The sequence below is a fragment of the Streptomyces diversicolor genome (genome assembly GCF_057537855.1).
In genome coordinates this window covers 221,104-233,220 of the sequence record NZ_BAAJXA010000013.1, presented here as the reverse complement: position 1 = coordinate 233,220, position 12,117 = coordinate 221,104, and the positions used below count along the sequence as shown (strand labels likewise).

Genomic DNA, 12,117 nt, shown 5'->3' with positions numbered 1-12,117 from the left:
CTCTGGCCGAGCCGGTGAAGCAGGTGAGAGGCGTTTCCCAGGTGCCCGCGGCGCATGTCCAGCCAGGCCAGTCCGCTTCCGGGCTTGTCCATCGCCACCAGCAAGTCGAACAGCGGAACCGGCGCGGGACGGACACGGCCCGTGCCGTCGTCGAGAAGCGCGGTGAGGCGGTCGGTGAGCGTGCAGCGTTCGCAGAGCCGACCACGCAGGAGCTTGCCCTCTAAACCGCAGCGTGAGCAGTCGAAAGTCTGGGAGAAGCCGGCACAGGTAGTGCAGATCGAAGCCCCGTCACCGGGGCGGAGCCCGGGAAGGGCCCGGTCCTCGCCGCATCCCGGGCAGGTGCCCCGTGTCCGGACGGCGCGGTCCGAGCAGGTCCGGCAGACGTATCCGTCGGGCCAGGCGCCGGCCTTGTGTCTGCGAAGACCGCAGCGGCAGCACTCGGCCATGAACCAGCGTTCGTACTGTTCGTCGGTGGTGTAGGGGCGGGTCATGCGTCGGGAAGGATGCGGGCCGCGCGAGGGCGGAGCTTCGCGACGTTCGAAGGCGGGGTGGGGAGGTCGCCGGTGGCGGTCTTGCGGACGCCGGCGTTCTCGGCGGTGGTGGCCACCAGGTCGGCCGGGGTGCACGACAGGATGTCGCAGAGCGCGGCCATGACCTGCAACGACAGTCGTTCCGGGGTGCCGGAGACGAGACGGTGGACCTGGGAGGCGGACAGGTCGATGTCGCGCTCGCGCAGCAGCGGCACCAGTTCGGTGGCCGTGAATATCTGGTGCTGGGCCATGACCTCACGCAGCCGCCAGGCGTAGCCGACCTTGCGCTTCATGCTTGCCTCCCGGTCTGGGTCTGGAGAGCGGCGGTGATGGTGGAGTCCAGATGCCGCCGCAGGGTGCGGGTGCGGAAGTCCGAGGACACGCAGGTGTAGAGCGAGGTGGTGCTGGCGTGTTCGTGGCCGACTTGCTCCTGGACGAAGCGCGGGTCCCAGCCGTCCTCGATCAGGTGGGTGACGTAGGACCTGCGGAAGGAGTGGAAGTCGAGCCCCTCGTCCAGACCGAGGGCCTTGCGGTAGGCGATGAAGCGGGAGTTGAGCCGCTGGCAGCCAATCCGCAGTCCCCGCTCGGAGGGTCAGGCCGCCGGGTTGTTGTCGGCGCCGAACAGCGGGCGGACCTCGGTGAACCACTCGTCCAGGACGTCCGGTGTCCAGTCGAAGACGGTCAGAACTCCGCGGCGTTTGGGCGGCGAGCCATTCTTGGCCTTGCCGAACCGGACCTGGCAGCGGCCGTACTCGCCGAACTCGCCGCCATGCGGGTTGCGGCCGAAGTCGGCGGCGTCGAGCATCCGTGTCTCGTTGCGCCGCGTTCCGAAGGCGTAGGCGGTCTTGAACAGCGTCGCGTCACGGAAGGCGGGCAGCCAGCCCTTGCGGCCGAAGGCCCGGATGCGGGCGACCTCGTCGTCGCAGTGCGCGAAGAAGGCGTGCAGCTCGGCCTTGGTGAACGCGCGCTTCTTGGCGTCCGCCTCGTTGTCCTGGACGTGCACCGCGGTGTTCCACTCGTGCACCACCTGAACCGGATGGGTCCCGAACCGCTCCTCACAGGTGGCCGTCCACTCATACAGCGGATCGGTGACGAAGTGGCAGAACGCCCGCACGGCCTCCGAGTACGAGCGGATCGTGGAACGCTTCAGGTCCCGCAGTGAACGCAGGTCACCGAGCCACTCGTCGACCATCGCCGGCGTCCAGAGCCAGGGATAGGTGTTCACGTAGGCCGCGAACGCCTTGACCGTGTTCTCCCGGACCTCGACAGTCGTCCGGGCCAGATTCCGAGCGAGCTGCTGGTTGGCGAACCCGGTCAGCATCGCCGTGAAGACCTGTTCCTCGGGCCGCAGCAAGGCGACCCCGTCGACCAGGTGCAGCCCGGCCGCCCCCCGGTATCGGCCCGTTGAACCCCACCGATTCACCACCCTCCGTGACTCGCATCAGATGCGAGAAAACCGCATCCCATGCGAGTCGCTGGAGAAGCCCGAGGTCAGCCCCCTGCATGGACCACGATGAGGTCCGAGACGCGGGTATCGTCACCGTCAGAGACCACGCTCAAGTCTGCAGGTCCGCAGCACGATTGCCCTTGCCTCACCGGGAGATTCGCCAACTATCGCGAGTTCGCATCCGATGCAATTGGCGGCGGTCGGAACATCCGAACGGAAATCGGCGGTGACCAAGTCCTGTCGGCGACCACGGCCGGGCGGGGAGCATCTCGGAGATGTGCATGGTGTCGCCCCGCCGCGCGTAGTCGAGGAGCGTGCGGAACCTCGGCCGCCGGAGTGGGCGGAGGCGATCCCCGGATCGCACGGGTTCATCGGACGCGTCGCCCACCTGTCGGCAAACGATCAGGAGGACCGCGGCGGCGGCCGGCAACTCCCCGGGAACCCGGCGCCGACCAGCGCCGTCGGCCGAGGACCGTGGAGCCCGCTGCGCAGGTGAAACGGCCACGTCACCGAACCGGGGCCAAGGTCGCTCCGCTACCGCTGAGTTCCGTTCGGACACCGGCCCGTCACGGGGGTTGACTTGAAACCGCCGGTCCCTCACAGTGCTCGTTAATGCGCATTACCTAATACGCATTAACAGCGAGGAGGAGCGGCGTGGCCAAGGAAGTCGCGGGACGAGCCCGGCCGGGGCGGACCCCTGCGCCGCCGGGACGGCGCTCCCGTCCCCGGCAGGCCGAGGTGGCCCAACTGGCCGGTGTGTCACAGGCGACGGTGTCCCTGGTGCTGTCGGGACGGGACGAGGCGACGGCGCGGCCGATCTCGGAGGAGACCCGCCGCAAGGTCCTCCAGGCCGCGCAGAGCCTCGGCTACGTGCCCGATCCGGCCGCCCGCCGGCTCGCCGCCGCCCGCAACAACCTGCTCGGTGTGTTCAGCTTCACCGCGACCTTCCCGACCGATGTACGCCACTCGTACTACCCCTTCCTGGTGGGCGTGGAGCAGGAGGCCGCCGCACAGGGCTACGACCTGGTCCTGTTCACCGGCTCCAGCGCGGGCGGCGCCGACGCGGCCGGCGCGGGCGCGCTCAACCGGGTACGGCTGGCGGACGGTTGTCTCTTCCTCGGCCGGCACGCTCCCGCGCGGGAACTGGCGCGGCTCGTGCGGGACGGCTTCCCGGTCGTCCATCTCGGCCGCCGCGAGGACACCGACCGGGTGGCCTGGGTGGGCGCCGACTACGTGAGCGCCAGCCGGGACGTCGTCACCGCGCTCGCCGACGCCGGTCACCGGCGCGTCGTGCTGGTGCGCGAGGACGACGACGCGCCGGCCTCCGCCGACCGCGAGCGCGGCTTCCTGGACGGCCTGCGGGCCGCGGGCCTGCCCGCCGGGCCGCGGGCCGTCTTCCGCTCGGCCGATCCGGCCTCCGAGGTCACCGCCGCGCGGATCCGCGCCTGGCACAGGGACGGAGTGACCGCGTTCGTCGCCGAGGAGACCGACACCGGTGACGCCTGGCGCGCCCTGCGGGCCGCGGTCGCCGAGGCGGGCCTCGGCTGCCCCGGCGATGTGTCGCTCGCGGTCCTGGGCAGCCCGCCACCGGACCTGGCGAGCGAGCCCGTACCGATGGGGTTCGACATCCCACGGGCGAGGCTGGGCGCCGAAGCCGTCCGGCTGCTGTCCGCCCTCATCGCGGGCGAGCCGACCGAAAGCACGCTCGTCGCCTGCACGTTCAGGGTCGGCGTCAGCGCCGGTCCGCCGGGCGCCGGCTGAGCCACGGCCGGCCACCGAGCGAACCCCGCACCCGACCGGCCGCACCTTGGGCCGGTCGGCCCCGAAGACCAGCAAGGAGAAGCGTGATACCGGAAGCCGACATCCTCATCGTGGGCGGTGGGCTCGGCGGCGTCGCCGCCGCGCTCGCGGCCTGCCGGGCCGGATGCAGCGTCGTGATGACCGAGGAGACGGACTGGATCGGAGGCCAGCTCACCAGCCAGGCCGTGCCGCCGGACGAACACCCGTGGGTGGAGCAGTTCGGCGTCACCGCCACCTACCGGCAACTGCGCGAGGCCATCCGCGACTACTACCGCCAGTGGTACCCGCTGCGCGCCGAGGCACGGGCGGTGGCCGAACTCAACCCCGGTGCCGGACGGGTGAGCAAGCTGTGCCACGAACCCCGGGTGGCGCTGGCCGTGCTGGAGGGCATGCTCGCCCCGCACCGGGCGGCCGGACGCCTGACCGTCCTGACCGAACACCGGCCGGTCGCCGCCGAGTCCGACAACGATGTCGTACGATCGGTCACCGTGCGGGACCTGCGCGACGGCACCCGCCGCACGCTGACCGCCCGTTACGTCCTGGACGCCACCGAGACCGGCGAACTGCTGCACCTCGCCGGCGTCGAACACGCCACCGGCGCCGAGTCACGAGCCGAGTTCGACGAGCCGCACGCTCCGGACGCCGCGCAGCCCCTCAACCAGCAGGGCATCACCGTCTGCTTCGCGATCTCCCACCACGAGGGCGAGGACCACACGATCGACCGGCCCGCCGACTACGACGTCTGGCGTGCCTACCGGCCCGCGTTCTGGCCCGGCCCGCTGCTCGGGTTCACGGCACCCGATCCGCGCACCCTGGAACCCGTCGGACGCACCTTCCGGCCCAATCCCGACATCGACCCGCTCGCCGTCACCGCCGACCAGAGCGCCGACGCGGGCGACAAGGAACTGTGGGGATTCCGCCGCATCCTGGCCCGGGGACTGCACGCACCGGGCGCGTTCGCGTCGGACATCACGCTGGTGAACTGGCCGCTCAACGACTACTGGCTCAAGCCCTACATCGGCCAGGAGACCGAAGCCCTCGACGGGGCACGGCAGTTGTCGCTGTCGCTGCTGTACTGGCTGCAGACCGAGGCACCCCGCCCCGACGGCGGCACCGGCTATCCCGGTCTGCGGGCCCGCCCCGACGTCACCGGCACCACCGACGGCCTCGCCAAGGCCGCGTACGTGCGCGAGTCGCGGCGCATCAAGGCCGTCACCACCATCACCGAACACGACGTCGCCATCGACCTGGTCGGCCCGCGCGGGGGCACCCGCTACCGCGACTCCGTGGGCGTCGGCGGCTACCGCATCGATCTGCACCCCTCCACCGGCGGCGACTCCTACATCGACATCGGCTCCGTCCCCTTCGAGATCCCGCTCGGCGCGCTCCTGCCGCGCCGCATGCGCAACCTGCTGCCGGCCGGCAAGAACATCGGCACCACCCACATCACCAACGGCTGCTACCGGCTGCACCCGGTGGAGTGGAACGTCGGCGAGGTCGCCGGCGCCCTGGCCGGCTACTGCCTCGCCGAGAACGTCGAGCCGCACCAAGTGCACTGCGAGAACAAGCGGTTGGAGGACTTCGGCCGGCTGCTCGACCGCTCGGGCGTGCAACGTCACTGGCCCGACGTCAGAGGCTACTGAACCACCCCCGCGCGGCGCGGAGTCGGGCGGGGCAGCACCACCTGCCCCGCCCCGCCGCCCGCGTGGACCGACCCAGCACAAGGAGGTGCCCGGACATGACCACCCACCGCATCCGCGTCGGCATCGACGTGGGCGGAACCTTCACCGACGCCGTGGCCGTCGACGCCACGACGCTCCGACTCGTGGGCCAGGTGAAGGTGCCCACGAGCCACCACCACGAGGACGGCGTCGCCCACGGCATCGTCGAAGCGCTCGACCGGCTCCTGCGACAGACCGGCCACGCACCCGCCGACGTCACCTTCCTCGCCCACGGCACGACCCAGGCTACCAACGCCCTGCTGGAGGGCGACGTCGCCACCGTGGGCCTGCTCGGCATCGGCACGGGACCGGCGGCCTTCCTCACCCGCCGCCTCGCCTCCCTCGCCAAGCTCGAACTCACCCCCGGCAAACGGCTTCCCCTGCTGTACGCGCACGTACCCGACCCCGACGACGAACGCGCCGTACACGCGGCGGTCCAGCAGCTGAAGGACGCCGGCGCACAAGCGCTCGTGGCCAGCGAGCCGTTCGGTGTCGATCGACCCGAGGGCGAGCAGGCCGTCGCCGCGGCCGGCCGCGCCGCCGGGCTGCCGACGACGGCCGCGCACGACATCACCTCCCTGTACGGGCTGCGCAAGCGCACCCGCACCGCCGTCGTCAACGCCGCGATCCTGCCGCGCATGCTGGCCACCGCCGACCTCGTGGACTCCTCCATCACCAAGGCGGGCGTCACCGCGCCGCTGATGGTGATGCGCTGCGACGGGGGAGTGATGTCGCTCGACGAGATGCGCCGCCGCCCCCTGCTCACCGTGCTGTCGGGACCGGCCGCGGGAGTCGCGGGCGCCCTGATGCAAGAACGCGTCAGCGAGGGCGTCTTCCTGGAGACCGGCGGCACCTCGACCGACATCAGCGTCGTCCGCCGCGGCAAGGTCGCCGTACGGCACGCCACCATCCTCGGCCGCACCTCCTACCTCAACGCCCTGGACGTGCGCACCGTAGGCATCGGAGGCGGCTCCATGGTCCGCCTCGCAGACGGCCGGATCACCGGTGTCGGCCCGCGCAGCGCCCATATCGCCGGCCTGCCGTACGCCTGCTTCGCCGCAGCCGACGACCTGCGGGACGCCACACTGACCACGGTGCGCCCGATGCCGGGCGACGCCGCCGACCACGCGGTGCTCGACGCCGCGGGCGGACGGTTCGCGATCACCCTGACCTGCGCCGCCAACGCCCTGGGACGGGTACCGGAAGGCGACTTCGCCCACGCCGACCCCGAGGTGGCGCGCGCCGCGCTCGCCCCGCTCGCCGCCGCACTCGGCACCGACGTGGCCACCGCCGCCACCCGGATCCTGGACGCGGGCACCGCCCAGGTGAAGACCGTCGTGGACACCCTGATACGCGAGTACCGACTGGACGCCGACATCGCGGTCCTGGTCGGCGGCGGGGGCGGCGCGGCCTCCGTCACCCCGCACCTGGCCGCGGTCACCGGCATGCGCGGCCGGATCGCCGCGCACAGCGAGGTCATCAGCCCGATCGGCGTCGCCCTCGCCCTGGTCCGCGAACAGGTGGAGCGGATCGTGCCCGGGGCGAGTCAGGAACAGATCCTCGCCGTACGCGCGGAAGCCGAGCAGGCCGTCATCGCCCAGGGCGCCGCCGCCGACGGCGTGGAGGTCGAGGTCACCGTGGACGCGCAGACCCATGCCGTGCGCGCCGTCGCCACCGGAGCCACCGAACTGCGCACCCAGGACCGCGCCCACCGGGCCGACGAGAACGAACGCCTGCGCCTGGCCGCGGCCAGCCTCAAGACCGACCCCTCCCGCGTCCAGGTCCTCGCCGGCACGCCCGCGCACACCGTCTACGGCGCCGACACGCCTCGCCGCTTCCGCCCCGACCGGCATCCGGTACGGATCGTGGACGCCGACGGCGTCGTACGCCATCACGCCGCCGACGCCACGGTGGCCGCCACCACGGTCGGACAGGCACCCGAGGTCCTGGCCCGCCTGGTCGCCGAGTCCACCTCCTACGGCGACGGCGGAGTGCGCGCCCCCGCCGTCCGCCTGCTGCTGGGCTCGCGCATCGCCGACCTCTCCGGCGTGCTGGACCCGCAGCCGCTGCTCGCCCTCGCCCGCAGCGAACTGCGCTCCAGGGCCGCCGACGAACCCGTCGTCGCCGTCCTGGAGGCACGGACATGACCGCCCCCGCGGCAGGCCAGGACCTCGCGCGGACCGACGACATCGAGTGGGCCGTACGACTGCTGGCCGCCACCCCCACCCATGAGGGCCGCGACCCCCTGCTGCTGCGCCGATGGGCCCTGGCCGCCGACGCGTTCGGCGCCGCTCTCACCCCCGTCGCCTGCACCGCCCGCGTCGTCGAACGCGACGGCGGACTCAGGCAAGGGCTGCTCGCCCGCTACCGCTCACGACCGCCGACGGTCGAGCTGTACACCGACACCCTCGCCCTCGCCGAGCGCGTCGTCGACGAACACGGCTGGCGCGCCTGGTACCCGCCGGGCTCGGTGCGGGCCGCCGCCCTCGCCCACGAGGCCGCGCACGCCCACCTCCACCACGGCCCGGCACGGGCCGCCCTCACCCGCAGCCTCGGCCACACCGCGATGCGGCTCGGCCGCTGGCAGTTGCCCGGCCATGTCGCAGGCGCCGAGGAGGTCGCCGCGCACGCCTACGCCCGCACCGTGTGCGGCCTCGGCCGAAGCCCCCTGCTCCTGACCGCCGCGCTGGCCGCCGTGACCGGCGACGACCGTGCCCGCCCCGCAAGAAGAGAGAACTGACATGGGTGTCGTCATCCTCGTCGTCATGGCGGCCGGTGTCGCCGCGATGCTCACCCGCAGAATTCCCACGGCCTTCGCCCTGGTCATCCTCGCCGTGGCCATCGCCTTCCTGGCCGGCGCGCCGCTCACCGGCGAGAACAGCGTCCTGGACACGGTGCTCCAGGAGGGCGCACCGGCGCTGGCCGCGACCATGGTCGCGATCATCCTCGGCTCCTGGCTCGGCCGGCTCCTCGACGAGACCGGCATCGCCGGCACCCTCGTCCGCAAGATCGTGGAGTTCGGCGGCGATCGGCCCACCGTCGTCGCCCTCGGCGTCCTCGCCGTCTCCGCGCTCGTCGGCACCGTGACGGGCTCGGCGCCCGCGGCCATGCTCGCCGGCATCATCGGCATCCCCGCCATGATCGCCGTGGGCGTGCCCAAGGTGACGGCCGCGGGCACCGTGCTGATGGGCATCGCCGTCGGCGCCCCCTTCGAACTGCCCGTGTGGCAGTTCTTCTCCACCGCGCTGAACCTGCCGATCCCCACCGTGCGCGGCTTCATGGTGAAACTGTTCCCCTTCGCACTGGCCGCGGCCCTCGCCTATGTGGTGATCGAAACCCGTCGCCGCGGCACCGAGCACACCTGGTCCCTGAAGTCGGTGCCGGCCCGGCCCCGTTCACGCCGGGAACAGCTCGGCGACGCACCCTGGTACGCGCTGCTCGCCCCGCTGGTGCCGCTGGTGCTCGCCCTCGGCCTTGAGGTGGCCATCGTCCCCTCCCTGCTGGCGGGCGTCGGCTACGCCCTGGTGACCACGACGAAACCGCGGGAGATGAACAAGCGGCTGCTGCGCACCCTGTACGGCGGCTTCGAGGTCGCCGCGCCGCCGATCACCCTGTTCGTCGCCATCGGCATCCTGCTCGCCGCGGTGAAACTCCCCGGTGCCGTCGACGCCCTGCAACCCCTGGTCAAGGCGGTCAGCCCGGACAACCCCGTGCTGTTCGTGCTCGTCTTCACCCTGCTGGTGCCGCTGTGCCTGTACCGCGGACCGCTCAACGTCTTCGGCCTCGGCGCGGGCATCGCCGGCGTCCTCATCGCCACCGGCATCTACCCGGCCGCCGCCGTGCTCGGCATGGCCACCAGCTACAACCAGGTCTTCGGCGTCGCCGACCCGACCAGCACCCAGACCGTGTGGAGCGCCCAGTACGCCGGCGTCAGCCCGCAGCAGGTCATGCTCCGCACCCTGCCCTACGTATGGGCAGTCGCCCTCGGCGGTCTGTGCGTCACCGCCGCGCTGTACCTGTGACCCGATCCCTTCCGCACCCGATGGAGCCGACATGCACGAGCCGCACCTCGACCGCCGTCTCTTCCTGAAGGGCACCGCCGCCACGGGCGCCGCCCTGGCCCTGGGCACCGCCGCCGCACCCGCGGCGACGGCCGCGCCGGCAGGCTTCCCCGACTACACCTACGTCCGCACCCTGCTGACGCCGTCGAAGCTCGCCTACAACCCCACCGGCGAGATCATCTTCCCCACCGTACGCGGCGTCTACGACAAGCTGGCCACGCGGCTGGGCCGCTACTACCTCTACTACGCGCCGCATGACGCGCCGGGCGGCATCTGCCTCGCCTACGGCGACTCCCTCGAAGGGCCGTTCACCGAGTACCCGGACAACCCGATCGTCTCCAACCAGTGGCAGCCGCACTACTCCGTCAGCCATGTCTCCTCACCCCATGTGCTGTGGAACGCCGACGCGAAGGAACTGTGGCTGTACTTCCACGGCGAGAACACCACCACCCGCCTCGCCCGCTCGACCGACGGCATCCACTTCACCTACGACAAGGCGGTCCTGACGACGGCGATGCTGCCCGCGGGCACCACGGAGACGTCGTACGCCCGTGTCTTCCGCCACGACCTGCCCTCGCGGGGCGCCCGCTACGTCATGGTCTTCATGCTCAACAACACCACCAACCACCGTGACATCCACTGGGGTTGGTCCGCCGACGGACGCAACTGGACCTTCGACCAGAAGCCGCTCATCCGGCACGGCGACGTCGGCGCGGTCAACGTCGGCGGCCCGCACCTGCTGCACCGCAACAACTCCACCTACGTCGTCTACAACAAGGACAAGGAGAGCGGCGGCGACATCATGATCACCGAGGTCGGCAACGACTTCACCCTCCGCAACCACCTCGGCGTCTTCTACAACTCCCGTTCCTCGGCCCCGGAGAACGGCCGCGCCGCCGCGCCCAGCTTCGGCACGGACCACGGAGTCCCCTACATGATCTACGAGGCAGGCGAACGCCTCGCCGGCTCCATAGCGGTGGCCCGCGCCTGACCAACCGCCCGGCACCGGCGGGGACGGCCCTCGACCGCGAGATCGGTCGAGGGCCGTCCCTCGTGCTGGGGGAGCGGGATCGGGCCTGAGAGGGACCGACCGTTGAGCGCCACCATGTAAGTGGCCTTCTTTATAGGGCCCGCGCACATGCCGTGCCTCGCGTCCTTTGCCTAGCGTGTGCGCTGCTCGGGGCAGGCCCGGCGGCAGCGCGAACAAGGCTGACAAGGCTGACAAAGGCGGACAAGGGGGTCCGGAACATGGGGCACGGACGACGTCATATCGGGCGGTGGCGGCTGCTGTTCGCCCTGCTGCTGGCGGTGGTGGCCGGCGTTCCGACCGCCGCCGGCACCGCGTCCGCCGCCGCGCCGCCGTACCTCACCCTTGAGGCGAGCTACGGGTCAGGCGTCGTCAAGGGCGGCTGGGAGAGCGTGGAGCGCTATCTCGACACCACCACCGGATTCCGCACCGAGGGTTACCCGCCGGACGGCCGCGGTGACCAGGACGGCCGGCGCGTCACCTACTTCGGCGGCGTCTCCCGCCCCTACTCCGGCCGCTTCCTGCTCTACTCGGCGCCCGGCTGGAACACCGGCACCCGCACCACGCCGGTCCTCCTCGTGCACGGCGCGAACGACACCGCGGACCGTGCCTGGGCCGACCCGGGCGAGGCGGGCGGTTACGGTTGCGGCGCCGCCTCCTGCCCGTCCACCGGGCTGATGCAGTACCTGTCCGCGCGCGGCCACCGCGTCTTCGCCGTCGGCTTCGCGCACAAGCAGGGCGACAACCTGATGCAGGCGCAGATCGTCGGCGACGCGATCGCCGTCATCAAGGCGAAGCTGGGCGTCGACAAGGTCGACCTCGTCGGCTGGAGCAAGGGCGAGATGTCGACCCGTGCGTATGTGTCGTCGGTGAAGCCGAGCTGGGGCCGCGGCTACGCCGGTGACGTACGCAAACTGATCACCGTCGGCGGCCCGAACGGCGGCTACGACTACCCGTACGCCCACGGCTGGGCGCACGACTTCTCCATCTGGCCGGAATGCGGCGGAAAGGTCAACGCACCCTCCCCGCACTCCCACATGACCTGCTACGGCCTGTACACGGCGCACCCCGAATTCTCCATGACGCCCTCCGGCGGCTACGACGACTACCCCGGCCAGCGTCAGATGCTGGCTCGCTGGGACGGGGTGTACGGGGTGGACGGCGCCGCGCAGGACTGGTACACGACGTACTACGGCGGCCAGGGCTTCTACACAGCGGGCGGCGGTATCCAGGCCGCCATCGACGCCGGCTCGCTGATCAAGCCGCTGCAGAACGCCGGTGTACCCGCCTCGGTCACGACCTACCTGCTGGCCGGCGGCTCCCCGGACGTCCTCGGCATCTTCAACGAGAACCGCGGCCCCAGCGACGGTGTCGTCTTCATCGCCAGCGCGCTCGACACCACCGGCATCCCCACCGTCGGCGGCACCGCAACCGTCGCCGGCGCCAACCACCTGGAACTGGGGTGGAACACCTCGGCCGCCGCCCAGATCGCCACCTGGCTGTCGTGACGAGAACGACGGACCAGGCAAAC

General features: G+C 71.7%; 10 protein-coding genes and 1 pseudogene. 7 read left to right on the top strand and 4 right to left on the bottom strand.

Annotation, left to right across the window (positions count from 1 at the left end; translation table 11 throughout):
- The 4 genes and pseudogenes from AC27LF_RS18065 to AC27LF_RS18050 all read right to left on the bottom strand — a co-directional run.
- Window positions 1-491, bottom strand: a pseudogene (locus AC27LF_RS18065) (hypothetical protein); the annotation flags it as partial.
- Window positions 488-823 carry a helix-turn-helix domain-containing protein gene (locus tag AC27LF_RS18060; RefSeq protein ID WP_479659551.1) on the bottom strand — a complete coding sequence of 112 codons (336 nt, stop codon included), beginning with the start codon at window positions 821-823 and terminating at the stop codon, window positions 488-490. The gene AC27LF_RS18060 and the pseudogene AC27LF_RS18065, both read right to left, overlap by 4 nt.
- Entirely contained in the window at window positions 820-1,071 is a 252-nt protein-coding gene (locus AC27LF_RS18055) for a tyrosine-type recombinase/integrase (RefSeq protein ID WP_479659555.1), read from the bottom strand. Before AC27LF_RS18055 ends, AC27LF_RS18060 begins: the two co-directional genes overlap by 4 nt.
- Window positions 1,072-1,122: 51 nt before the next feature.
- A complete protein-coding gene (locus AC27LF_RS18050; protein WP_479659550.1) occupies window positions 1,123-1,953 on the bottom strand; it encodes a site-specific integrase in 831 nt (276 codons plus the stop codon).
- A 678-nt stretch (window positions 1,954-2,631) separates the two neighbouring features.
- Between AC27LF_RS18050 and AC27LF_RS18045 the strand changes: the two genes are divergently transcribed.
- The 7 genes from AC27LF_RS18045 (at window position 2,632) to AC27LF_RS18015 (ending at window position 12,094) form a co-directional block, all read left to right on the top strand.
- The gene (locus AC27LF_RS18045; protein ID WP_479659549.1) at window positions 2,632-3,738 is read left to right on the top strand and encodes a LacI family DNA-binding transcriptional regulator; all 1,107 of its coding nucleotides are present in this window, start codon (window positions 2,632-2,634) and stop codon (window positions 3,736-3,738) included.
- Between the two features lie 83 nt (window positions 3,739-3,821).
- Window positions 3,822-5,420, top strand: a complete 1,599-nt coding sequence (locus AC27LF_RS18040) for an FAD-dependent oxidoreductase (RefSeq protein WP_479659548.1) — start codon at window positions 3,822-3,824, stop codon at window positions 5,418-5,420.
- Between the two features lie 95 nt (window positions 5,421-5,515).
- A complete protein-coding gene (locus AC27LF_RS18035; protein ID WP_479659547.1) occupies window positions 5,516-7,645 on the top strand; it encodes a hydantoinase/oxoprolinase family protein in 2,130 nt (709 codons plus the stop codon).
- A complete protein-coding gene (locus tag AC27LF_RS18030) occupies window positions 7,642-8,238 on the top strand; it encodes a hypothetical protein (protein ID WP_479659546.1) in 597 nt (198 codons plus the stop codon). Before AC27LF_RS18035 ends, AC27LF_RS18030 begins: the two co-directional genes overlap by 4 nt.
- A 1-nt stretch (window position 8,239) precedes the next feature.
- Window positions 8,240-9,520, top strand: a complete 1,281-nt coding sequence (locus tag AC27LF_RS18025; RefSeq protein WP_479659545.1) for a TRAP transporter large permease — start codon at window positions 8,240-8,242, stop codon at window positions 9,518-9,520.
- Between the two features lie 31 nt (window positions 9,521-9,551).
- Window positions 9,552-10,550: a glycoside hydrolase family protein gene (locus tag AC27LF_RS18020; RefSeq protein WP_479659544.1), complete on the top strand. Its 999-nt coding sequence runs from the start codon at window positions 9,552-9,554 to the stop codon at window positions 10,548-10,550.
- 257 nt (window positions 10,551-10,807) lie between these two features.
- On the top strand, window positions 10,808-12,094 hold the full coding sequence (locus tag AC27LF_RS18015; protein WP_479659543.1) for an esterase/lipase family protein: 1,287 nt from the start codon (window positions 10,808-10,810) through the stop codon (window positions 12,092-12,094).
- Window positions 12,095-12,117 lie beyond the last annotated feature (23 nt).

Coding starts and splice junctions, on each gene's coding strand:
- AC27LF_RS18035 (WP_479659547.1), top strand. CDS start 5,516: ATGACCACCCACCGCATCCGCGTCGGCATCGACGTGGGCGGAACCTTC.
- AC27LF_RS18020 (WP_479659544.1), top strand. CDS start 9,552: ATGCACGAGCCGCACCTCGACCGCCGTCTCTTCCTGAAGGGCACCGCC.
- AC27LF_RS18025 (WP_479659545.1), top strand. CDS start 8,240: ATGGGTGTCGTCATCCTCGTCGTCATGGCGGCCGGTGTCGCCGCGATG.
- AC27LF_RS18015 (WP_479659543.1), top strand. CDS start 10,808: ATGGGGCACGGACGACGTCATATCGGGCGGTGGCGGCTGCTGTTCGCC.
- AC27LF_RS18060 (WP_479659551.1), bottom strand. CDS start 823: ATGAAGCGCAAGGTCGGCTACGCCTGGCGGCTGCGTGAGGTCATGGCC.
- AC27LF_RS18030 (WP_479659546.1), top strand. CDS start 7,642: ATGACCGCCCCCGCGGCAGGCCAGGACCTCGCGCGGACCGACGACATC.